Here is a 22,307-nt window from a genome sequence, read left to right as displayed (position 1 = left end):
TTAACAGGTACGTTTTGTCTTGTTTAGTTTTCAAAGATCATTTTCGTTATCGCTCGTAAGCGACTTTAATATCTTACCATTTTGCATCTGTTAAAGTCAAGAACTTTTTTCAATTTCTTTTTTTAACCTCGTTGCTGTTTTGCGGCAACGAATAATAATATACCATCTGGATTCTTTCCTTGCAATAGTTTTTTTGAAAAAAGTTTCATTTTATGAAAAATAAAAAGCGCCATAGATAAAATGGCGCTTTGGTTGATGTATTAGCGGTTTCTCATTTGTGGGAAAAGCAGTACATCTCTGATTGATGGAGAATTTGTTAAAAGCATGATTAATCGGTCGATCCCGATTCCAAGACCACCTGTTGGAGGCATACCGTATTCTAACGCTTCAACAAAATCGTCATCCATTAGATGTGCTTCGTCGTTTCCTTCTTCACGTTCTTTTAATTGAGCTTCAAAGCGTTCTCTTTGATCGATTGGATCGTTTAGCTCTGTGAATGCATTTGCATGCTCGCGGCGTACGATAAACAGCTCAAAGCGATCAGTAAAGCGAGGGTCTTCAGGATTTTTCTTAGCTAATGGAGAAATCTCCACTGGATGTCCGTAAATGAATGTAGGCTGAACCAATGTTTCTTCTACTTTTTGCTCGAAGAACTCATTGATAATATGACCTACTGTCATATTTTTCGTGATTTCAACACCATGATCAGCAGCATGCTGTTTTGCTTCTTCTACAGACATCTCCTGCCAGAAGTCTACACCTGTTGCTTCTTTGACCGCTTCAACCATATGAAGTCTCTTCCATTCAGGTTTGAGATCAATTTCATCTTCTCCATATTGAATGGTTGTTGTTCCTAACACCTCTTGGGCAATATGAGCAATCAGGTTTTCAGTCAGATTCATGATGTCTTTGTAGTCTGCGTATGCTTCATACAGCTCGATCATAGTGAATTCTGGATTGTGACGAGTTGATACACCTTCATTACGGAATACGCGGCCAATCTCGTATACTTTCTCTAGACCACCGACAATTAGGCGTTTTAAGTGCAGCTCGATCGCAATACGCATATAAAGCGGCATATCAAGTGCATTGTGATGAGTAATGAAAGGACGCGCTGATGCACCACCAGGGATGCTGTGCATTGTTGGTGTTTCAACTTCTAAGTATCCTTTAGAATCTAAGTATCTTCTCATGGATTGAATGATTTTGCTTCGCATGATGAACGTCTGCTTACTTTCTGGATTTACAATGAGGTCAAGGTAGCGCTGACGATAGCGTTGTTCAACATCTTTTAATCCATGATACTTATCAGGAAGCGGGCGAAGTGCTTTCGTAAGAACCTCAAAGCTGGTCGCTTTAATAGAAAGTTCTCCTACGTTTGTTTTAAAAACAGTCCCTGTTACACCGATGATATCGCCTAGGTCTGAGCTTTTGAATAATTCGTAAGCTTCTTCCCCTACACTATCTTTACGAACATAGATTTGAATTTGTCCTTCTAGGTCTTGAATATGTGCAAAGCCAGCTTTTCCTTTTCCGCGCTTTGTCATCATACGTCCAGCGATTGTTACTTGAGCCGCTTTTCCTTCTAAGTCTTCTTTAGAAAACTCGTCATATTCAGCGATAATTTGCGCAGATTGATGAGAACGGTCATATCGTTCACCGAATGGATCGATACCTTCTTCTCTCATTTTATTCATTTTGTCACGTCTGACCTGGAATTGGTCATTTAATTCTTCGTTATTAAGCCCTTCATTACTCATTAATATCACTCCAATAATGTATTTTGCAGAGAAAAGCAGAAAAACTGCCAGTACATGCACTAGCAGTGAGCTACAAAAAGAAAGATAGTCTTATCCTACTTTTATACTTTGAAGCTCTTTTGCCTCGGCTTCGATCGTAAAGTCATCAAGAACTTGTACAAGCTCCGCTCTCGTTTCACTTTGATTGATTTGATTTCTCACGTCCGCATTGCCTCGGACACCTTTTAAGTACCATGCTGCATGCTTTCTCATTTCTCTGACAGCCACATGTTCGCCTTTCAGGTCAATGAGTCTGTCTAAGTGAAGTTTGCACACTGACATTTTCTCACGCACATTTGGCTCTTCTTTCAGTTCACCCGTTTCTAAATAATGAACCGTTCGATAGATCATCCACGGGTTTCCTAGTGCGGCTCTTCCGATCATGACAGCGTCCACACCCGTTTCATCAAGCATACGTTTTGCATCTTGAGGGGTTTTGACATCGCCATTGCCGATGACAGGAATGGATACAGATTGTTTAACCTCTTTCATGATATCCCAATTCGCTGTTCCTTCGTACATTTGCACGCGTGTCCGTCCGTGAAGCGCAACCGCTTGTCCACCTGCTCGTTCAACAGCACGGGCATTATCAATAGCAAAGATATGGTCTTCGTCCCAGCCCATTCTCATTTTCACTGTAACAGGTTTGTCTACAGCATCTACAACAGCAGAGACCATTTCATAAATTTTGTTTGGATCAAGCAGCCATTTCGCTCCTGCATCACATTTCGTAATCTTCGGCACAGGACAGCCCATGTTGATATCAATAATATCCGCTGTGGTATTCTTGTCTACAAACTTTGCCGCTTCGACGAGTGTGTCTTTTTCCCCTCCAAATATCTGAAGGCTCAAAGGCTTTTCCCGTTCATCAATGTATAGCATACCCATTGTTCTCGCATTGTTGATCAGGATCGCTTTGTCACTGACCATTTCAGCGCAGACTAAGCCCGCTCCAAACTCTTTCACCGTCAGTCTGAAGGCAGAGTTGCACACACCAGCCATCGGCGCGAGCACTACTTTGTTTTTAATCTCGATATCTCCGATTTTAAACATTTTTCCCCCTCCTTTCTTCTTCAAGGATTGGCGAAAGTTCTTCCACCGTTATATTTAAAGCATCTGCTATTTGACCAACCAATTGGTTTGTTGGTAATCGATTGCCTCGCTCAATTTCTCCTAAGACAGAGACAGAGATGCCCAGTCTTTTCGCGAACCCTTCCTGAGTATACCCTTTTAGCTTTCGGTATGCACGAATTCTTCTACCCCACATGTCTTTTTCCATATGCTTACACCTTCTTGGTCTGTTACGGCATTTATTTGCACTTCGCCGATTTCTGGGCAAATCTCACTCATCGGAACAAGAACGAATAAACGTTCGTACATTCTAGGATGCGGCACTACAAGTTGTTCTGTTTCAATATTTTCACGATTATAAAGTAAAATGTCAAGGTCAGCCGTTCGCGGACCCCACCTCACTTCTCTTGTTCTGCCTAACTCTTGCTCGATTGTCTGAGTAAGAGACAGTAGTTCCTCTGGACGAAGTGAAGTGGTAATTTTCACGGCCATATTTAAAAAATCATCTTGGTTTTCGTAGCCTACAGGTGTTGTTTCATATATTGATGAGATTAATTCCACTTGAACCTCTGGATGTTCATGCAGTTTTTTAACGGCTTCTTTTAAATAGGTTTCTTTTTTACCTATGTTTGAGCCTAAAGCGATGTATGCCGTGTTATTCATGTGCGTGATCTCGTCATTTCAATTGCAACGGACTGATAGTGACCTGGAATTGGCGGATCTGGCTTGATCACCTTTACTGTACATTCCTGGACTGTCGGAAAGTCCTTTAACACTTGGTTTGCAATTCTTTCTGTCAGTGTTTCAACGAGATTGACTGGCTCACCTTCTACGATGCTTTTGCAGATTTGGTAGAGCTCTGCATAGTTGATCGTCTCATTGAGGTCATCGGTTTGTCCGGCTTTACTCAAATCAAGTGAAGCTGTTAAGTCCACGCGGAATCGCTGCCCTAGTTTGTTTTCTTCTGCAAATACGCCGTGGTACCCGTAAAATTCCATTCCGTTTACATATACTTTATCGATGATAAGCGCCTCCCTTATTCAGCATGGCATCCATCATTTTTGCCATTCTTGCAATTTCTTTCACATCATGTACACGGACCATCGCACTGCCCTTTTGAATTCCAAGGCAGACCGTCGCACCTGTTCCTTCAGTACGTTCTTCAGGCGGCAGGTCTAAGACAGCACCAATGAATCGTTTTCGAGATGTAGCTAACAGCAGTGGATACCCAAGGTGACAAAAATGTTCGAGTTCATTCATGACCTTCAGGTTGTCCTCTTTATTTTTCGCAAATCCTACACCTGGATCTAATATGATCATGTCATCACGGACACCTGCTTGCTGGGCAATTTGGACACTTTCTTTCAAATCGGCGATCATATCTGAAATCAGATGTGTGTAGTTTCGTTCTGGCCGATTGTGCATTAAAATGATTGGGACATTGTGCTTCGCTGCCACATGTGCCATTTGGGGATCTGCCTTTGCTCCCCATACATCGTTAATGATGGAGGCTCCAGCTTTCACCGCTTCATCTGCAACACGGGCTTTATACGTATCAATAGAGATAGGTACATCTAATTCTTTTGTGATCTTCTCAATGACCGGAATGACCCTTGAAAGCTCCTCTTCTTCCGAGACAAGTGCCGCTCCCGGGCGAGTCGATTCTCCGCCAATATCAATAATATGTGCCCCGTCTTCTATCAGCTGCGCTGCATGAGCCAGCGCTTTATCTACTTGATTAAACTTTCCTCCATCTGAAAAAGAGTCAGGTGTGACATTTAAAATGCCCATGACTAATGTCTTTTCTTCATAACTAAGGGTATGGTGCTTGGCCTGTATGATTTTAGGCTGTTTTATCAATTGTTGTGTCATTGTGTCCACCTACTCTTTATGGTCTTGACGTTTTTTAGTGTATTGCATTCTTAACTTTGTTGAAATTGTCCGGCTGTTTTCGGGCAAGTGGATTTCTCCTATTCCTCTGAACGGTACAACTCCCTGAACAGAATTGGTCATCCATGCCTCATCAGCTGAGAGCAAATGTGAGACTGGGTATCGTCCTTCCTTTAGCGAAGCCCCCATAGCGCGGAGCGTTTCCATACAGTATCGACGAGTGACCCCATTTAAAATGCCTGTATCAAGTGACGGTGTATAGATCACATCATCTTTTCGCCAAAATATATTCGAGGTAATGCCTTCTGCCACATCATCTTCTTTTGTTAAAAAGATGCCTTCTAACGACGGGTCATTCCCCACTTCCCTTTTAGCGAGCAAGTTGTTCATATAATGATGAGACTTGAGGCGTCTTGGGCCTTCCGGTGTATTTCTTCTCGTTTGAAGAATGACTCCCTTTTTCTCATCCAAAATAGATTCTGGACGGAAAGGAGAAATCATGACAAAAACGACAGGCTCTTCATAAGGATCTGCAGAGAATCCGTTTCCTCTGCCCGCAGAAACATTCAAGCGAATTCTCGCATGGCCGCCGGCTATTTGGTTTTTATTCAGTAAGGTATGAATGATGTCGAGTACAAATGGTTTCTCTATTGTGGATTCGATGCAAAGGTCACGTAATGATTGATTGAGCCTTTCAAGATGCCAATCCAACAGGAAGACTTGTCCTGCCAGGCTGGTAAATGTTTCGAATACACCGATGCCATATAGAAAACCATGATCAAAAGGAGAAAGAGTCGCGTCTTTCTCCTCTATATACTGACCGTTCAGATAAATGATCATGCGTTTACTTCATGCCCCTTTTTACGATAGGTTTCAATGAAATTTTTCAGCATTTCTTTTCCGAAGGACGTCATAATTGATTCAGGATGGAATTGCACACTTTCAATCGGCAATTCTTTATGGCGAATCGCCATGAGCTCGCCTTCCTTTGTGCTGGCTGTTGCGTCAAAGCACTCTGGCAGCGTCTCGTTTTTGACAATTAATGAATGATATCTCGTTGCAACGAGCGGATTTTGAAGTCCTGTGAAGACACCTTTTCCGTCATGTTTAATCTCTGACGTTTTACCGTGCATTAAGCGCTCTGCTCGAACAACATCCCCGCCAAAGACTTGTGCGATGGATTGGTGGCCTAAACACACACCGAAGATCGGAATACTTCCTGCAAAGTGCTTGATCGCCTCCATACTAATTCCCGCTTCATCAGGACTGCATGGCCCTGGAGAAATCATGATAAAATCCGGCTTGAGCTCTTCAATTTCCTGAATGGTCACTTGATCATTCCGTTTCACGATCAATTCTTCTCCAAGCTCCCCTAAATACTGGACCAGGTTGTACGTAAATGAATCATAATTATCAATCATTAAAATCATACTCTGCTCACCTCTAACTCAAAATAGTCTCTTCTTTGCTCAACTGTATTGCTTTTTTCACTGCATAGGCTTTTTTAATGGATTCTTTGTATTCGTGTTTTGGGACAGAATCTATGACGATCCCCGCACCTGACTGCATAAAGGCTTTTCCTTCTGTACAATACGCAGTCCGAATAACGATATTAAAGTGCATATCTTGATTGAATCCAAACCAGCCTATAGATCCAGTATAAAGCCCACGTCTTGTTGGCTCAAGTTCTTCTATGATTTCCATTGTTCTCACTTTTGGTGCACCTGTAATCGTTCCTCCTGGGAATACAGCTCTCATGACATCTACCGCGTCACATTCATCACGCAGCTCTCCTTGTACATTGGATACAATATGCATCACGTGTGAATATTTCTCAATCGCCATAAATTCGTTCACTTTTACGGATCCATAAGTAGATACTCGTCCAAGGTCATTCCGCTCAAGGTCAACGAGCATCACATGCTCTGCGCGTTCTTTTTCATTTTCAATCAGTTCTTTTGCCAGCGCTTGATCCTCAGCGTCGTCTTTGCCTCGTGATCTTGTTCCAGCAATTGGTCTTGTTTCTAGCTGAGTCCCTTTTTTCTTAATAAGCAGCTCTGGAGATCCACAAACAATCTGGAAGTCAGGCGTATGCAGGTAAGACATATAAGGAGATGGATTCACTTGACGTAATGTTTTGTATAAATCATACGGATGAGTGTGAAGCTGTTCATCTTGTCTGATAGATAAGTTCACTTGGAACACGTCACCGTTTGCGATATATTGCTTAATTTTCTCTACTGCTTCCCCAAAGGTTTCTTCAGTAAAAGGTGCTGCTGGTACAAATTCTGTGGAAGATTCATTGACAGGTGATTGTGCTGATTCTTCAAAAGAGCTTGTCCACTTTCGCTTCCATTCTTCCAGCCTTTGATTCGCTTCACTCATTGGTTCTGCTTCCTCTGTGTGAGTAATCAGCCACAGTGCGTTCTCTTCATGATCAAAAACTGCAACATCGTTAAACACGAGGAAATAAAGGTCTGGTGTTTTAAGATCATCAATTGCCAGCATCTTAAAATGCTCGATGTATCTAGCATAATCGTAGCTTAAAAACCCAATCGCTCCGCCTTGAAAGTCGGGGTATTCGTCGATTGTTTCGGTTTGAAGGGTTTGAAACCAATCCGTAAACGCTCTGAATGGATCACCTTCTTTGAACAATACCTCATCTTGATAATGGATGGTCGTCATCCCATCTTTCCCCTTCGCTTTAGCGATCGGGTGAATACCAGCAATGCTATATGAACCGCCGCGTGCACTTTCTAGAAGCACATGATGTGTTTCACGAGCAGTTAATTGTTCGTATCTTTTCAAGAATGCATCTTTCGTAAAAGGAATTTTGATGCCCATCGGCCTGCGTTGTGTCATGTTATCATCCTTTTTTATTTTCATTAATCTTATTGTAATGCAATCCAATTTATTTAGAAAATAGTATTTGCTTTCCATCTTCAGAATTCATGAAAAAACCCCAGCAAACGCTGGGGTGATTGGTTTAATCGAATTGATAAAGAGGTGTACTGAGGTAACGCTCACCGTTACTTGGGATGATTGCGAGAACCTTTTTCCCTTTACCAAGCTTCTTCGCTGTTTGAAGTGCTGCGTAAATAGCTGCTCCGGAAGAAATACCACCAAGGATTCCTTCTTCTTTCGCTGCTTTTCTTGCAAGCTCAAATGCATCTTCGTTTTTCACTTGGATGATGCCGTCATATATTTCTGTGTTCAGGATTGAAGGAACAAAACCTGCTCCAATTCCTTGAATTTTATGTGGACCCGGCTTTCCGCCTGACAATACAGGGGAATCTGTCGGTTCTACCGCATAAAGCTGGATGGATGGGATGGCTTCTTTTAGGACTTCACCAGCACCTGTAATCGTACCGCCCGTACCAACACCTGCAATAAATGCATCAAGCTCGCCGTCAAACTGTTCAAGAATTTCTTTCCCAGTTGTACGACGGTGAATCTCCGCATTGGCTTCGTTGCTAAATTGCTGAGGCATGAAGTAACCATGCTCCTCTGCCAATTCTTCTGCTTTTTTGATGGCACCTTTCATTCCTTCTGCACCTGGTGTTAAGACAAGCTCCGCACCATAAGCGCGTAAAAGGTTGCGGCGCTCCTGACTCATTGTGTCTGGCATAACCAAAATCGCGTTGATTCCTTTAGCAGCCGCTACCATCGCAAGGCCGATTCCTGTGTTTCCACTTGTTGGTTCAATAAGGGTATCGCCGGCTTTTAGTGTACCTTTCGCTTCAGCATCTTCGATCATCGCTAAAGCAATACGATCTTTGACACTGCTGCCTGGGTTCATATATTCAAGTTTCAAGTAGACATCCGCACTGTCTTCATCTACTAAACGGTTTAATTTAACGACTGGTGTATTTCCTATTAGTTCAAAAACTGAATTTGCAATACGAGCCATCACTAACACCTCTATCTCCGAGTAATTTTATTGTATTAATATTAAATTATCAATTTCAAAAAATTTTGTCAATGCTTTTAGTCCTGCTCGCCATCGTAAAACCATGTGACTTTTGCTTCCTTCCACAGGGTTTTGACATTCGCCTTTTCACCTAGATCTTCCATCGCGATCTGCCTTTTAATCTGATCTTTGACTTCGTCATAGGAGAAAGAGCGGCCATTTAATTTTTCTTTTAACTGAATAATGGCATACCCGTTTTTGGTCTGAATTGGCTCTTTCGTCCATTCATCTGGCTGAAGCTTTTGAGCTTCTTGTATGTATAGGGCTGGGATGCTTTCCTGCTCTTCTGTCACAAATCCAAGATCTCCGCCGTATGGTGAGGTGTAACGGTCGATTGAACGTTCAGCTGCTACGGCTTCAAAGCTGGATCCACCTTTTAAATCTTTCAATACATTTTCAGCCTCGTCCTTTGTCTTCACGACAATATGGCGAATGCGGTATGAATCATCATATTGATATAAGTCCTTGTTTTTTTCATAAAACGATTTCGCTTCTTTTTCAGAAACGACGGCATCTCTTGTTAAAAGCTGCTCTAATAAAATTTGATAACGAATCTGTTCTTTCCATTCCTTCTCACTTGTATGTCCATCTTCGTAGAAATTATTAGATACTGCTTTGAGCATAAGCAATTCACGATTGATCTCTTTCGAAGACACGTCCAGCTTGTTTTGCTTGGCAAGCTGATTGACCACCTTCAGATTGATCATTTGTTCAAGTGTTGCCTTTCCGTAGCGGTCTTCCATCTTCTTTAACCATTCTTGACGCGTTACCTTCTCTTTTCCAATCGATGCAATTTCTTCACCGCTCTTCCCATTAGAAGAAGCCTGTGACATTTGTGACTTTGTTAATACATATGCAATGACAACGGCATTAATCATGAGCAACACGAGGATAAATGTCCATACCACTCTTGCTTTTAATCTCATCTTTCGTCTCCTTTCCATTCTAAAAAGAAAACCCGCTGCTTAGAGCTTAGCGGGTTAATTCTTCACGTAGCTCTTCTAGCTCTTCTTTTGTAAATACATACGTTTCGTTACAAAAATGGCATTGAGCTTCTGCTTGTCCGTCTTGTTCAATCATATCATCAATTTCGGCTTTCCCTAGGCTGATAATGCCATTTGCAAACCGTTCTTTTGAGCAGTTACAAGAGAATTCGACAGGTACAGTTTCTAAAATTTGAGGCTTTTCACCGAGTACTTCTTCTAATATTTCTTCTGGTGTCATCCCTTTTTCAATGAGTTTAGAGATTGGTTCAATCGTTGACAGACGCTTTTCTAGTCTTTCAATGACAGCATCTTCTGTACCAGGCAGCAATTGAATGATGAAACCGCCTGCTGCGAGGATCGAATTATCTGGATTGACAAGGACGCCTACGCCTACAGAGGAAGGCACTTGCTCAGAAGAAACAAGATAATATGTGAAGTCATCTCCAATTTCACCTGAAACAATTTCCGTTTGTCCTGTAAAGTGGTCCTTCAGCCCGATATCTTTGACAACACTTAAGGTTCCAGATGTTCCGACTGCACGTCTAACATCCAGCTTGCCATGTTCATTTAAATCAAAGTGAACTTGTGGGTTTGAGACATATCCTCGCACCTGACCTTTTGCATTTCCATCAGCAATAATGGCGCCGATTGGTCCACCGCCTTCTATTTTGACAGTTAGCTTATTCTCACCTTTCAGCATAGCACCCATCATGACGGTTGCTGTCATCGTTCTGCCGATGGCAGCTGATGCAGTCGGCCACGTATGATGTCTTCTTTGTGCTTCGTTGATTGTATCTGTTGTGTTTGCAGCATATGCGCGGACTTTTCCGTCATATGCTAATGCTTTAACTAAGTAATCCATTTGATTTAAACCTCCTATAATACACCGACACGATTACGTTCATAAATGAGCTGCAGTCCTTTTAATGTGAGGAACGGATCGACAATATCAATGCAGTCTGATTCATTTCCAATCAATGTAGACAAACCGCCTGTTGCAATGACTTTCGGTGTTTGTTTGGCTTGCTGCTTCATCCGTTTCACTATTCCCTCGACTTGACCAACATATCCATAAAGGATGCCGGATTGCATCGCACTGATGGTGTTTTTTCCAACAATGTGATCAGGACGGACAATTTCAATTCTCGGCAGCTTCGCCGCTCTTGTATATAAAGCCTCAGTTGAGATGGTAATACCAGGTGCAATCGCTCCACCCATGTATTGTTTTTGTTCATTGATATAACAGTAGGTTGTTGCTGTTCCAAAGTCTACCACAATAAGAGGCGCCCCATATAGGTGAATTGCTGCTACTGCATTGACAATTCGATCTGCCCCGACTTCCTTTGGATTGTCACACATAATGTTTAATCCAGTCTTCATTCCAGGCCCTACAATTTGGGGTGTTAGGTGAAAATACTTTTCGCACATTCTTTCAAGAGCAAACATCATTGGCGGGACCACAGACGAGATGATAATCCCTTCTATTTGATCAAACATCAGCCCCACATAATCGAATAAAGCCCTAATGGACATACCAAATTCGTCTTCTGTTTTATGACGGCTTGTTTCAATTCGCCAATGGTAGTTTAGATCGCCATTATGATAAACACCTAAAACGGTATTTGTGTTTCCTACATCTATCACGAGTAACAACTTCATCACCACTTTGAATAGTTTCTCAAAAAGAGCATTTTTCGACTTTCTATCATACCATACACGAATTGAGTTCCATTTGTAAACAATTCGAAACCGATCCATTCATGAATCGAAATAAAAAAGCTGCCGGTGATCCCGGCAGCTTTCACAGAAGGAGATTAGATCTCCTCATCTTCTTTTTTCTTGATGTTTACTTTCACATCATCGTTTTTCTCTTCGTCATCTGCGTATACACGCTCTGGAAGCTTTCCAGTTTCGTAAAGAGATTTAATTTGTTCAGCATCTAATGTTTCAACTTCTAGAAGGGCTTGTGCGATGATTTCTAACTTATCTTTATTCTCAGTGAGAATTTGTTTCGCACGTTCGTAGCTCTCCTTAATGAAGCGCTGAACTTCTTGGTCAATTTCGTAAGCGATCGCTTCACTATAATTCGGCTCATTGTTGAAATCACGGCCAAGGAATACTTGACCTCCTTGTGATTGACCGAATTGAAGCGGACCAAGTTTATCAGACATACCGAACTCTGTGACCATTCTTCTTGCAATGCCTGTTGCACGCTGGAAGTCGTTGTGAGCGCCTGTACTTACTTCACCAAACGTAATTTCCTCTGCAACACGACCGCCGAGCAAGCCGACAATCTTATCAAGAAGCTCTGGCTTCGTTTGGAAATAACGGTCTTCTCTTGGAAGCATGACCGCATATCCGCCTGCCTGACCACGAGGAACGATCGTTACTTTATGCACCATGTCCGCTTCGTCTAAGATAAGACCAATGACGGTATGACCTGCTTCATGGTAAGCCACGATATTACGTTCTTTCTTCGAAATGACGCGGCTTTTCTTCGCCGGCCCAGCGATGACACGGTCAGTCGCTTCGTCGATATCACGCATATCGATTTTCTTTTTGTTTTGACGGGCAGCAACAAGTGCTGCTTCGTTTAATAAGTTCTCAAGATCTGCCCCAGAGAACCCTGGTGTTCTGCTTGCAATGGCTTTTAAGTTGACTGACTCGTCAAGCGGTTTGTTTTTCGCATGAACTTTCAGTACTTCTTCACGGCCAATAACATCTGGGCGGTCAACCGTAATTTGACGGTCAAAGCGTCCCGGACGCAGCAATGCAGGGTCTAGAATATCTGCACGGTTCGTCGCAGCAATGATAATAATACCTTCGTTGGCACTAAAACCATCCATTTCGACAAGAAGCTGGTTAAGCGTTTGTTCACGCTCGTCATGACCACCGCCAAGACCGGCTCCACGCTGACGACCCACTGCATCAATCTCATCAATAAAGATTAAGCAAGGTGCATTCTTTTTCGCATTTTCGAATAAATCACGTACACGTGATGCACCGACACCGACGAACATCTCGACGAAGTCAGAACCACTGATGCTGAAGAAAGGAACGCCAGCTTCTCCTGCAGATGCTCTCGCAAGCAATGTTTTACCTGTACCTGGAGGTCCTACTAGTAAAACCCCTTTAGGGATTCTTGCGCCAAGCTCCGCAAATTTACGTGGATCCTTCAGGAATTCCACCACTTCTACAAGCTCTTGCTTTTCTTCATCTGCACCAGCAACATCTTTAAATTTCACACGTTTCTTCTCTTCTGTGTAAAGCTTCGCCTTACTCTTACCAAAGTTCATGACTCGGCTTCCGCCGCCCTGAGCTTGGTTCAATAAGAAGAAGAACAGGATAAAGATGATGATAAACGGAATGATGGTTGTCAGAACTTGCAGCCATCCATTCGTTTCAGGTGCTGGTTCTACTTTTACATCTGTATTCTTCAGTGCACTGTAAATTTGGTCAACACCTTGACCATCTGGAACATGGGTAATGAAGTATTGATCTTTCTTCGCGCCATCTAATTGACCACGAATTTCATAAACCCCTCTTACAGGCTGAATGGAGATACTCTCCACTTTTCCCGCACTTAGATTTTGCGAAAATTTGCTGTAAGACATGTTCTCAGGCTTTTGATTTGGGGATCCTAACCAACTAACGACCCCTATCACAAGTAATAAAATAAGTATATAAAAAATCGTATTACGAAAAACCCGATTCATTCCTTACCTCCTCCCACAGTAAGCACAACTATGTTCAATAGTATCATAGAAAATCATTCCAACACAACCAATAACCTCATGTATACGTATGCTGATCAGCCTTCGTAAACAGATGGTTTTAACACTCCAATATACGGGAGGTTTCGGTAACGTTCAGCGAAATCCAATCCATAGCCGACAACAAATGCATCTGGTACTTCAAATCCAACATAATCTGCTTTGATGTCTGCTTTGCGGCCGCTTGGTTTATCAAGCAATGTCACAATTTTAATGGAATTTGCTTTACGGTATCGGAAAAGCTCTACCAGATAGCTCAAAGTTAACCCACTGTCGATGATATCTTCCATAATCAAAATATCTCTTCCTTCAACAGAAGTATCTAGATCCTTAATGATCTTTACTTCTCCAGAAGATACGGTAGACTTTCCGTAGCTAGATACATCCATAAAATCAAGTTCTAAATATGTATCAATGTGTTTGATCAGGTCTGCCATGAATGGAAGAGCCCCTTTCAAAACACCAATAGCCAGGGGAAATTTACCATCATAATCGCTGGTTAATGTTGCACCCAGTTCCTTCACTTTTTGCTGGATCTCTTCTTCTGAGATCAAAATCTTTTCAATATCTTGTTTCATGCTTTTGCTTGCCCCCTACAAATTTTCGTGCTGTCTATATTGTAATACAATGAGATCGCTGTTTGTCATATCAATTTCTTCAAAAACGGATTTTTTCAGACCTGGGATCCAGATGATTTGATGATCCGAGTCAGTGACGATCGGCCAGCTGTCTCTTTCTGCAAGAGGCACTTTTTTATCAATAAATATATCCTTCACCTTTTTTGATCCATTCATCCCTTTAAGTTTGATTCGATCACCATTTTTTCGTGAGCGAATGATCAAAGGGAGACGAACATGATCTTTTTGAAGCAAGAAAAAATGGTTTCCGTTCCGTGCATCCTTCGGAACATGATTTGATACGACGATAGACTGTCCATTTGGGAGAAAAAGCTCTTCTCCAAGCTCAACCTTTAAGTGAAGAGCATAAGACTGGTCTACTACATGCGATCGTTCAAAGGTAAACATACAGTGATCATAAGACTTGACAGCTTGTAAACCTTTTGGCAAATCTAATGATCCAGACGGTTGATCAGTATGAGATAACCAGTCTAAAGTCCCTAGAATATGCTGGTTTGAAAACGCTGATTGAGTGTTTTCATAAAGATAGTTTAATATTAGTTGAATGCCTCTTCTTTGTAAAGGCAAAGGCAGGTCAAGCAAAGGCTTCGTTTTGATCTCAATTTGCTTAGGCGATTGACTCGTTATCACTTGGTTCATTTGTACCTTTGTTAAAGCCTGCAAGTATTGCTCATCCTCAGTCAGCATGTCACTTACAAACTGAAAGCTTTCATGTACATGAGGTGCCTCTTCTTTTAACACGGGAAGAATGTGTCTTCTTACCCGGTTTCTCAAGTAGTCATCTGTATGATTGCTTTGATCAATGACATAGGGAACATGTTCTTTTTCACAAGCTTTTAGCACGTCGTCTTTAGAGTATCCAATGAGCGGACGAATCAGCCATCCATTTTGAAAAGGACGTTTTGCTTGGATACCCGCGAGTCCTATACCAACAGTTCCTCTCGCAAGTCTCATCATCATTGTTTCTACTTGGTCGTCTCCATGATGTGCAAGCGCTATAAATTGAGCGTTGTATTGTTCCATCAATTGACGAAAGAAAGCATATCTGCACTCCCTTGCAGCTGCCTGTTTGTTTAAGCGGTTTTCTTTTGCATATTGGGTGACCTGTATGCGGGACGATTCAAAAGGGATCTCATGCTCCTTACAGTAAGCCTCAACAAATGCCAAATCAGCAAAGGACTCTTCTCCTCTGAACATGTGATCTACATGGGCTGCAATCAGCTGATAGGAACCTTTGCGGCGCTTGTTAAGTTCATGCAGTAAGAGCATAGAATCTGGTCCGCCGGAAACCCCGACAATGACTGTCGTATTTTCAAGGTAAACATCATGTTTTTTCAAAAAAGATTCAATTCTATTCACAACTTCCTCCTCACAAAGAGCAGGTAATTTAAAGATATACATATCCTATCACTTTCAGTAGCTCCAAGCAAAGAAGAAGCCTGCTTTTTTACAGCTCTACAACAGGAACAAAACCACATATGCACAGTAAAGGGCGAGTACACTGCACACGATAAGAATGGTTTCAAAAAGTCCGCCTGATTTTTTACGTACTGACGTTCTTTTTGCTGCTGCAGCCCGCGATCGTGAAGTCACTTGTTGATTTCGATTAACAGCGGGTTTTGGCGCGTTTTTTTGCTGTTGCTTCTTTTGGCGTGATTTTCTTGATTCAATCAGCTGTCCTTCTTTCAGCATCGCACTTTTCATGTTTGCTGCTGATTGATATTTACCTTGTAAAGCAGCCTTTAACACCCTTTCATATCGCTTTAATAAAGGATGTCCTTCAATGGCTCGATAAAGCTGCTTTTCTGGTTCTGCTCCTTTTTTGAATTCTTTCTTATACGCACAGTTAACCATCACCATGGCTAGGGCAAATAAATCATAAGTTGGTTCAGCTTTTCGTGAGCCAAATCCCCAATATCCTCGATCAAAAAACTCGGTATACTCCTTAATTGCCCTGCCCGCTTTTGTCGTTCCTCCCACATCAATGCACCGGATCGTGGCCGGGGGACCAGAAACAATGAGATTATCAGGCTTTAAGTCACCAAAAATCCATCCTTCCTGATGTAAATGAGCCAGGCTAGATAAAAGCTGAATCATCAAAACAACGATCCACTCATCACCCTTTTGTTTCACAAATTCAAGCAGTAATGGGCCTCTGACATATTCCATCACGTAAAAGGAGCGTTTTTGAGGCATACCGGGATAAATCGCATCATCCATATCATAAAAAGAAGGCCCCATGGTTTTCACAGGAGCCTTTGAAAAGGATTTTAATACATTGACTTCAGATGCAATGAGCATACTGTCATCACTCACTTTAAGGGCCGCTTGCCCATGTGGCGATTCGGCCAGATAGACAACACCGTTCGCCCCTTTTCCAAGCTCTTTTACAATACGGTAATGATGGTGGTGCCATTTCCCTTGAATCACCGTGCCTAACGGGATGTTAGAAACCGAATTCATCATCATGCTCTTCCTTTGCTTCAAGCAGCCCTTTACGTGAGCGAACTGACTTGAAATGCTGAAGTGCTTCCCGAAGTGCTGGTCCCGTTGGGGTGATTCCTCCAGTGGTCAGTTTTGGGAAAATAGATGATAATGAATCGAATCGAGGCGTCCAATTCAACACAATTTCTGCATCTGAGTTTTTCCCGGGAAATACACACATCCCAAACTGATTTTCTCCAATTCTTGAATTTAAACTGATGGAAAGGTCGATAAGTGCTTCTTTGACAGTCGGCAGCTTCGGTTTCATACTTGCACTTGTATCAACAAGCACGAGTACTTGAAGGTGAACCGTCTCTCCTAACTCATCAACAACCTCCATTACTTCCCCGCGCTTATCAGGTGGAAGCTCTTCAATTTCAGTGTCTTTGCCGAGTATTTGCTGCAATTCTTTATTCACAACACCTTGTAAGGTTTGTGTCATCGCTTTTTTCGTGACCATTTGTACTGTTTGAGATAATTGCTGGACGTAGACAACTTGATGGATGCCTCCGCCTGCGAGAGCAATCCCCTCTACTTCTTTCATCGCTTCATGATCGTGTCTGTTTTCTTCCATAATTCCAATGACATTGACTGTAATCCCTTGTTCCTTTGCCAATGAGGCAATCGCAAGCGGATCTTCCCCGTGATTTGAGCAGCCATCTGTAATCAATAAGATTTGGTTGACGTGACCTTTTCGCATCTTCATTCCTCCTGGGATTGTAACTGAATGCCTATATCCCCATCATCGCCAGAAGAAATTCATATTATACGATATTTTAAGAAATCTCTTGTTTCTCAAGATAGAATGTACCTGTCGGAATGGAAGCCCATTTTGGTGTGTTGTGGTCGAGCCTGATGACAACAACCGTCATATCGTCGTCAATTTGGCCTGCTCTTGTTCGAATGACCTCTTCCATTAATAAATCAGCAATTTCTTGTGGATCTTCTGTTTTAAAGCTTTTCATTTTCCGTTTCACCCACAGATCATGATTTTCAATATGCTTTGGTCCCTCAAAAATGCCGTCACTCATCATAATCAATAGATCTCCTGCCTTCATCTGTTCGCTCACAACCTCGACTTCGAACTCATCAATAATGCCAATCGGCAAGTTGCTTGCTTGTACCTTTATCACCTGATCACCCCGTTTAATAAAGCTGGGTGTTGAACCAATCTTGAGGAACTTACAGCTCGCATCCTGTAAATCAATGATCGATAAATCCAATGTTGAATAGATCTCGTCCGTTGTTCGTAAAGATAAAATACTATTAATGGTTTTAATCGCCACTTTTTCATTGATACCTGATGCCAATATTTTTTCTAACAGCTTAATCGTTTCATTGCTTTCAAAATGAGCACGTGCTCCGTTGCCCATTCCATCACTAATAGCTGCGGCATACTTGCCTGCTCCAAGCTCCATCATGCTGTAGCTGTCTCCAGATACCAGTCCTCCGCCTTTTGCTGCATGTGCCACGCCTGTAGCCACTCGATATGATTTGGCAGAGCCAAATACAACGTGACAATAGCCTGTTGGATGCTCTGCACACTGCTCTGCTTTGACTAAAATCTGTTCTTCTAAAATATCTGAAAGCATTGGAGCAATGATTTTTTCACATTCCCCATGCCCTTGGCAATATGGGATTCTCATTTCAATATCGACATTTCCCTGCTCCAAGCTATAGATTTCTACTTGCTGAATTTCAATACCAAAGTGCTGAAGCGCTTCTATCATCTGCTCTTCTTGAATAAAATGCTGTTCTCTTTCTCGTTTTATTTCCCGGGAAAAATCCTCCATCACTTGTGAGACACCCATCAGCTGTTCAGCCACAAGACGCCTGCTGTCTTGGACTTTTTTCTTCAGTGTCTGGTTGGCTTTATAGTAAGCGATCTCCTCTTCAATCAATTCCTCGACATGTTTTGATTTTGAGCAGTGCTGACTAAATTTCTTTTTCAATTTTCGGTTATGCTCATACGTTTTTTCATCAGATTCATGCATAACTTGTTTCATTAGTTCATAGGTTGTATCAAAGTTCTGCACCCAGCATTTATTTTTCTTATAGCACGTTTGACAGGATCGTTCTGTGATCGTACTTAAAAAAAGATCTACATCCTCTTCCTGCTTCTTCTCTTCAGGAATGGATTCGTAAAATGTCGCAAAACTCTCAGACAGCGCATGAAATACATTAGAGAATTGGTCTACCTTTTTTGCTGTCACGTCTCGTACTTTCCGAGCATATTGCTGCTGTTCTTGTACATGTTCTACCGTACCAGGAATGTATTTCGCTACCTTGGAGGTGACTGATTGCGGCGTGAGCAAAAAGAGCGCAACCGCTATAAGTGATTCATACAGTGTGGTCATGAGACCTGCTGACCCTTCCCCATACAGTGAAATGAGTAAGGAACCCACAATTAAGCCGATGGCTGCCCCTGCTTTCTTCCCTTCTTTCAGCAATCCGCCTAATAAACCTGAAAAGGCAAGAAGACTCATCTGATAAAGGTTTCCGATGTTGGCGAGACCGAGAATTAATCCTGTCACGACACCGACCGTACAACCAATACTGGCTCCGCCAATAAAAGCAAAGGTCAGCACTACATAACGTGACAAAATATGCTCTGCCTGCATCCCTTGAAATGAGATCCCAGCAAGTCCGGTTAAAACTGAGGCAATTAAAATCATAAAACAAATAATTTCTTCGACCTTTAAAGAGTGTTTAATTTTCCTGACTGTAAAAATCGGCAGGCTTTGAAGAAAAATCAGTGTCAAAATGAAGGCAAGTCCTGCTTCGACACCCGCCATGACGTAATCATAGCTTTGCACAGCACCTTGCTCTAGGTAAACAAACGCTCCTCGGGTAATCAGCATTGAGAGAACAATGACAACCGGTAATGTTTTCACTGGGTCTTTGATGATGAAAGAAACCACCTTTGACATAAGGAGAAACATAAGTAGCGATGCAAACACAAACAATGCATTTTGAGGTGATATCGTCATCGCCCCAGCGAGTAAAGCGAGACAAGCAAGCATTGCCTTATCTCTTTTAATAAGCAGCATGGAACCAAAGAAAGGCAGAGCAAACGGCATAATTTCAGATAATATAAAGGCTCGTCCTAATAAAAAGCCTAGAACAACATAAATAAACCCTTTATAGAAAAAAAGAGAATGCGTGTGATGAAGAAACAGGTTTTTCATCTTTTTTAACCCTGCACTGATTCTTTCAAACCCCGCTCCTGTTAAATCAGTTCTTCTTTCTAGTTTTTCCATCTTCTCATCCCCCACCTGATATTCGTTGCTTGTCATTATAGCGAAGGTGAAAAAGAAATTTTGTCAAAAGAAGTTGTCGTTTCCATAAAACGTTCGACGCTTTATTCGTCAAAGAGGCATACTTTCATGAAAGTCGATGTCTTTCATCAGAATTTTACGAAAGCACAAAAAAACAGCTTTCCTATAGAAAGCTGTTTCGAAGATGACCCGTACGGGATTCGAACCCGTGTTACCGCCGTGAAAGGGCGGTGTCTTAACCGCTTGACCAACGGGCCTTGCTTTATGTTCTAGTTAAAAGGATAGCGGCGGAGGGGATCGAACCCCCGACCTCACGGGTATGAACCGTACGCTCTAGCCAGCTGAGCTACACCGCCATAATAATAATGCGCTAAGAAGCACAAGAACTATAATACAAAGGATTCGCTTGTCCGTCAATAGAAAGTTTTAAATTAAATGACGAAATCTCAAAAAATGTAGGATAGATCATGAAAAAAAGCACCTGCTGAACAGCAGATGCTTTGTTGTGAAAATATATAGAAAGCAGCAACAAGTTAACCTCTTCTTGCTCCGCGCCCCCCACGTTTTGATTCCGTGTTACGTTTTAAAGATGTTAAGCGATCTTCGCTATCTTTTAAGAATTTGTTCATTTTTTGTTCAAACGATTCCTTCGGACGGAAATCATTTCTGCTTGGTCTTGATTGTTGTTGAGGACGATCTTTTGCTTTTTTAATGGACAAGCCGATTTTACCGTCTTTTTCAACGTTAATCACTTTCACTTCAACTTGTTCACCGACTTTTAAATGCTCATTAATATCTTTTACATAGTTATCGGCTACCTCACTGATATGAACGAGACCAGTTGAACCGCCTGGCAACTCCACAAAAGCTCCAAAATTTGTAATGCCCGTAACTTTCCCTTGTAACTTGCTGCCAACTTCAATCGACATAAAAAAAGTGCTCCTCCTTAGACTTATAAAAAAATCTCATTTGTTCAATTATACATAAACTGAATTTTAAGTGTCAACAAGGCTAATCGCTCTTATTGCCCACATCAAAGATTTTTTCGCCTTTTTTGGACATATAATAGTCCCGTCGTGCCAGTTCGAGTACGTATTCCTTGCTTTTCAGCTTCTTAATTTCATCAGAAATATCTTCCTGCTTTGTTTGTAATTGCTTCAACTCTTTTTCGAGCGCAACCTTCTTCTCTTCTTTTTCCTTTAGTGAAGACGATTGCGACCAGAGGGCACTTGTCACCAAGACAGCAAACATGAGCACGATCACACCAAACACGGTAAGCCTTCTAAGGAGTCCGCGACGTTTGCGTTTTAAGCGCTGTGCTTGCTGTTCCATTTGTTTTTGGTAATCATTTTGAATTTGTGCGATATTTCTTTTTCTCTTGTTCAAGGTTGAAGGCCTCCTCTCTTACTTTGTCCAGAATTGTTTCCATTTCGTTTTGATGGTACCAGATAATTTCTTGGCCCCTTGTAAAATTCCTGCTCCTTTTGAGAAAAACAATCTCATTGATGTTCGCCATTTTTCGGGAATCCGATGAATAATGGTCACATTGAGTAACCAGATGAGCGGATAACAAACAATCGACAGCACCTTCCACACGAGCCGAAACGTAAAACGAACTAGACGTAAGAGCGAGTGGAGCAAGAACAGAATAGCACTTATGACCAATGTGATCATCCAGCGGATCGGTTGGAAGACAATCGACATGACCAGCCTTTTCAGGAAGAGAACGGTCTGATATACACACATCATGATAAACTTGAGAATCTTGAGATACAGCTGTTTCATCAATGCCTGATACATCGAGAAACCTAGAGCAACGGCTAGAAAAATATAAAGCCTGAATTCTCCCTCATTTGTCAGCAGCAGGACGTAAAAGAATAAGAGACCCTGCACCATCCAAAAAAGGAGATCGTGTATAGCCAAAAGCCATTTTGCTGTTTTTTCCCGGTTCACAAACAGCTTGTACGTATCAAGCGATGCGCCCAGCCAGATGCCCATCGCCGCCATGGAAAGCATCGTATAAAACTGGACTGTCAGCGTCATTTAAACAGCTTGCTAAAAAATCCTTTAGCTTTCTCCCCGTGCTGCTCATCAACATAGATTAAATCAAAGACACGCCCTTTGATCGACACAACGCCCTTTTCGACGTCTAGGTTCTTCATTTGCAGATTTTCTCCGCGGATGGCGAGAATCCCCATGACCGTCTCCAGCAGAAATTCCTCACTATCAAAGCTTTCCACTTGTTTGACACCAGTGATATCTAAATGCTTTCTGTTTCGCATTGTGACATTGTGCTCCGCGTCTGATGACAGCTTCGTGCCTTGAGGTTGATTATAATATTGATTCATTTATACATCCCCCATATCTCATACTTGCATGTTACTGCATTGTATGTGATAAGAGGGTCATTTAGAACAA

General features: G+C 42.0%; 22 protein-coding genes, 2 tRNA genes and 1 pseudogene. All 25 read right to left on the bottom strand.

Features of this window, described 5'->3' with window-relative positions:
* Nucleotides 1-260 precede the first annotated feature (260 nt).
* The 25 genes and pseudogenes from lysS to yabP all read right to left on the bottom strand — a co-directional run bounded on the left by lysS (nt 261) and on the right by yabP (nt 22,237).
* Nucleotides 261-1,760 carry a lysine--tRNA ligase gene (lysS, locus tag QR42_RS00485; RefSeq protein ID WP_034284259.1) on the bottom strand — a complete coding sequence of 500 codons (1,500 nt, stop codon included), beginning with the start codon at nt 1,758-1,760 and terminating at the stop codon, nt 261-263.
* Nucleotides 1,761-1,850: 90 nt separating this feature from the next.
* Nucleotides 1,851-2,852, bottom strand: a complete 1,002-nt coding sequence (dusB, locus tag QR42_RS00480) for a tRNA dihydrouridine synthase DusB (protein WP_039175955.1) — start codon at nt 2,850-2,852, stop codon at nt 1,851-1,853.
* Nucleotides 2,845-3,078: a helix-turn-helix domain-containing protein gene (locus QR42_RS00475; RefSeq protein WP_024425661.1), complete on the bottom strand. Its 234-nt coding sequence runs from the start codon at nt 3,076-3,078 to the stop codon at nt 2,845-2,847. Before QR42_RS00475 ends, dusB begins: the two co-directional genes overlap by 8 nt.
* The gene (gene folK, locus QR42_RS00470) at nt 3,030-3,533 is read right to left on the bottom strand and encodes a 2-amino-4-hydroxy-6-hydroxymethyldihydropteridine diphosphokinase (RefSeq protein ID WP_039175953.1); all 504 of its coding nucleotides are present in this window, start codon (nt 3,531-3,533) and stop codon (nt 3,030-3,032) included. The genes QR42_RS00475 and folK overlap by 49 nt, the downstream gene beginning before the upstream one ends.
* Nucleotides 3,530-3,892 (bottom strand): dihydroneopterin aldolase, encoded by a 363-nt coding sequence (folB, locus tag QR42_RS00465; RefSeq protein WP_024425659.1) that lies wholly within the window; start codon nt 3,890-3,892, stop codon nt 3,530-3,532. The genes folK and folB overlap by 4 nt, the downstream gene beginning before the upstream one ends.
* Complete coding sequence (folP, locus tag QR42_RS00460; RefSeq protein WP_024425658.1) at nt 3,885-4,742, bottom strand: dihydropteroate synthase; 858 nt, start codon at nt 4,740-4,742, stop codon at nt 3,885-3,887. The genes folB and folP overlap by 8 nt, the downstream gene beginning before the upstream one ends.
* 9 nt (nt 4,743-4,751) lie before the next feature.
* On the bottom strand, nt 4,752-5,600 hold the full coding sequence (gene pabC / locus QR42_RS00455) for an aminodeoxychorismate lyase (RefSeq protein WP_039175950.1): 849 nt from the start codon (nt 5,598-5,600) through the stop codon (nt 4,752-4,754).
* Nucleotides 5,597-6,190, bottom strand: coding sequence for an aminodeoxychorismate/anthranilate synthase component II (gene pabA, locus QR42_RS00450; protein ID WP_039175948.1), 594 nt, complete (start codon nt 6,188-6,190; stop codon nt 5,597-5,599). Before pabA ends, pabC begins: the two co-directional genes overlap by 4 nt.
* Before the next feature lie 13 nt (nt 6,191-6,203).
* Nucleotides 6,204-7,622 carry an anthranilate synthase component I family protein gene (locus tag QR42_RS00445; RefSeq protein WP_039175946.1) on the bottom strand — a complete coding sequence of 473 codons (1,419 nt, stop codon included), beginning with the start codon at nt 7,620-7,622 and terminating at the stop codon, nt 6,204-6,206.
* Between the two features lie 124 nt (nt 7,623-7,746).
* Entirely contained in the window at nt 7,747-8,670 is a 924-nt protein-coding gene (gene cysK / locus QR42_RS00440; RefSeq protein ID WP_024425655.1) for a cysteine synthase A, read from the bottom strand.
* Between the two features lie 77 nt (nt 8,671-8,747).
* Nucleotides 8,748-9,656: a peptidyl-prolyl cis-trans isomerase gene (locus QR42_RS00435; RefSeq protein ID WP_039175942.1), complete on the bottom strand. Its 909-nt coding sequence runs from the start codon at nt 9,654-9,656 to the stop codon at nt 8,748-8,750.
* Nucleotides 9,657-9,702: 46 nt separating this feature from the next.
* Nucleotides 9,703-10,578, bottom strand: a complete 876-nt coding sequence (hslO, locus tag QR42_RS00430) for an Hsp33 family molecular chaperone HslO (RefSeq protein ID WP_024425653.1) — start codon at nt 10,576-10,578, stop codon at nt 9,703-9,705.
* Nucleotides 10,579-10,592: 14 nt separating this feature from the next.
* Complete coding sequence (locus QR42_RS00425; RefSeq protein WP_039175940.1) at nt 10,593-11,369, bottom strand: type III pantothenate kinase; 777 nt, start codon at nt 11,367-11,369, stop codon at nt 10,593-10,595.
* Nucleotides 11,370-11,530: 161 nt separating this feature from the next.
* Nucleotides 11,531-13,432 carry an ATP-dependent zinc metalloprotease FtsH gene (gene ftsH, locus QR42_RS00420; RefSeq protein WP_034284252.1) on the bottom strand — a complete coding sequence of 634 codons (1,902 nt, stop codon included), beginning with the start codon at nt 13,430-13,432 and terminating at the stop codon, nt 11,531-11,533.
* Nucleotides 13,433-13,527: 95 nt separating this feature from the next.
* Complete coding sequence (hpt, locus tag QR42_RS00415; RefSeq protein WP_008357399.1) at nt 13,528-14,067, bottom strand: hypoxanthine phosphoribosyltransferase; 540 nt, start codon at nt 14,065-14,067, stop codon at nt 13,528-13,530.
* Nucleotides 14,064-15,486, bottom strand: a pseudogene (gene tilS, locus QR42_RS00410) (tRNA lysidine(34) synthetase TilS). Before tilS ends, hpt begins: the two are co-directional and overlap by 4 nt.
* Before the next feature lie 96 nt (nt 15,487-15,582).
* Nucleotides 15,583-16,590, bottom strand: a complete 1,008-nt coding sequence (locus QR42_RS00405) for a protein kinase domain-containing protein (protein ID WP_084096458.1) — start codon at nt 16,588-16,590, stop codon at nt 15,583-15,585.
* On the bottom strand, nt 16,574-17,311 hold the full coding sequence (locus QR42_RS00400; protein WP_034325063.1) for a vWA domain-containing protein: 738 nt from the start codon (nt 17,309-17,311) through the stop codon (nt 16,574-16,576). The genes QR42_RS00405 and QR42_RS00400 overlap by 17 nt, the downstream gene beginning before the upstream one ends.
* A 76-nt stretch (nt 17,312-17,387) precedes the next feature.
* Nucleotides 17,388-19,871 carry a stage II sporulation protein E gene (gene spoIIE / locus QR42_RS00395; protein WP_039175926.1) on the bottom strand — a complete coding sequence of 828 codons (2,484 nt, stop codon included), beginning with the start codon at nt 19,869-19,871 and terminating at the stop codon, nt 17,388-17,390.
* 203 nt (nt 19,872-20,074) lie between these two features.
* Nucleotides 20,075-20,146, bottom strand: a tRNA-Glu gene (locus QR42_RS00390).
* Nucleotides 20,147-20,171: 25 nt separating this feature from the next.
* Nucleotides 20,172-20,245 (bottom strand) — tRNA-Met (locus QR42_RS00385).
* A gap of 177 nt (nt 20,246-20,422) precedes the next feature.
* Nucleotides 20,423-20,818, bottom strand: coding sequence for a S1 domain-containing RNA-binding protein (locus QR42_RS00380; RefSeq protein ID WP_008357409.1), 396 nt, complete (start codon nt 20,816-20,818; stop codon nt 20,423-20,425).
* An 82-nt stretch (nt 20,819-20,900) separates the two neighbouring features.
* On the bottom strand, nt 20,901-21,275 hold the full coding sequence (locus QR42_RS00375; protein ID WP_003217952.1) for an FtsB family cell division protein: 375 nt from the start codon (nt 21,273-21,275) through the stop codon (nt 20,901-20,903).
* A gap of 18 nt (nt 21,276-21,293) precedes the next feature.
* On the bottom strand, nt 21,294-21,932 hold the full coding sequence (yabQ, locus tag QR42_RS00370) for a spore cortex biosynthesis protein YabQ (RefSeq protein ID WP_039175923.1): 639 nt from the start codon (nt 21,930-21,932) through the stop codon (nt 21,294-21,296).
* A complete protein-coding gene (yabP, locus tag QR42_RS00365; RefSeq protein WP_024425646.1) occupies nt 21,929-22,237 on the bottom strand; it encodes a sporulation protein YabP in 309 nt (102 codons plus the stop codon). Before yabP ends, yabQ begins: the two co-directional genes overlap by 4 nt.
* Nucleotides 22,238-22,307 lie beyond the last annotated feature (70 nt).

This window comes from Bacillus sp. WP8 (assembly GCF_000800825.1).
Classification (GTDB): domain Bacteria; phylum Bacillota; class Bacilli; order Bacillales; family Bacillaceae; genus Bacillus; species Bacillus safensis.
The sequence above is the reverse complement of the archived record's forward strand: the minus strand, read 5'-3'. Positions and strand labels throughout refer to the sequence as shown.

Excerpts from the sequence above, each read along its gene's own strand:
- QR42_RS00400 (WP_034325063.1), bottom strand. The coding sequence starts at position 17,311 with ATGCGAAAAGGTCACGTCAACCAAATCTTATTGATTACAGATGGCTGC.
- hslO (WP_024425653.1), bottom strand. The coding sequence starts at position 10,578 with ATGGATTACTTAGTTAAAGCATTAGCATATGACGGAAAAGTCCGCGCA.
- pabA (WP_039175948.1), bottom strand. The coding sequence starts at position 6,190 with ATGATTTTAATGATTGATAATTATGATTCATTTACGTACAACCTGGTC.
- yabP (WP_024425646.1), bottom strand. The coding sequence starts at position 22,237 with ATGAATCAATATTATAATCAACCTCAAGGCACGAAGCTGTCATCAGAC.
- spoIIE (WP_039175926.1), bottom strand. The coding sequence starts at position 19,871 with ATGGAAAAACTAGAAAGAAGAACTGATTTAACAGGAGCGGGGTTTGAA.
- folK (WP_039175953.1), bottom strand. The coding sequence starts at position 3,533 with ATGAATAACACGGCATACATCGCTTTAGGCTCAAACATAGGTAAAAAA.
- QR42_RS00380 (WP_008357409.1), bottom strand. The coding sequence starts at position 20,818 with ATGTCGATTGAAGTTGGCAGCAAGTTACAAGGGAAAGTTACGGGCATT.
- pabC (WP_039175950.1), bottom strand. The coding sequence starts at position 5,600 with ATGATCATTTATCTGAACGGTCAGTATATAGAGGAGAAAGACGCGACT.
- hpt (WP_008357399.1), bottom strand. The coding sequence starts at position 14,067 with ATGAAACAAGATATTGAAAAGATTTTGATCTCAGAAGAAGAGATCCAG.
- QR42_RS00475 (WP_024425661.1), bottom strand. The coding sequence starts at position 3,078 with ATGGAAAAAGACATGTGGGGTAGAAGAATTCGTGCATACCGAAAGCTA.
- yabQ (WP_039175923.1), bottom strand. The coding sequence starts at position 21,932 with ATGACGCTGACAGTCCAGTTTTATACGATGCTTTCCATGGCGGCGATG.
- folP (WP_024425658.1), bottom strand. The coding sequence starts at position 4,742 with ATGACACAACAATTGATAAAACAGCCTAAAATCATACAGGCCAAGCAC.
- QR42_RS00405 (WP_084096458.1), bottom strand. The coding sequence starts at position 16,590 with ATGAATTCGGTTTCTAACATCCCGTTAGGCACGGTGATTCAAGGGAAA.
- ftsH (WP_034284252.1), bottom strand. The coding sequence starts at position 13,432 with ATGAATCGGGTTTTTCGTAATACGATTTTTTATATACTTATTTTATTA.
- QR42_RS00435 (WP_039175942.1), bottom strand. The coding sequence starts at position 9,656 with ATGAGATTAAAAGCAAGAGTGGTATGGACATTTATCCTCGTGTTGCTC.
- cysK (WP_024425655.1), bottom strand. The coding sequence starts at position 8,670 with ATGGCTCGTATTGCAAATTCAGTTTTTGAACTAATAGGAAATACACCA.
- lysS (WP_034284259.1), bottom strand. The coding sequence starts at position 1,760 with ATGAGTAATGAAGGGCTTAATAACGAAGAATTAAATGACCAATTCCAG.
- dusB (WP_039175955.1), bottom strand. The coding sequence starts at position 2,852 with ATGTTTAAAATCGGAGATATCGAGATTAAAAACAAAGTAGTGCTCGCG.
- QR42_RS00445 (WP_039175946.1), bottom strand. The coding sequence starts at position 7,622 with ATGACACAACGCAGGCCGATGGGCATCAAAATTCCTTTTACGAAAGAT.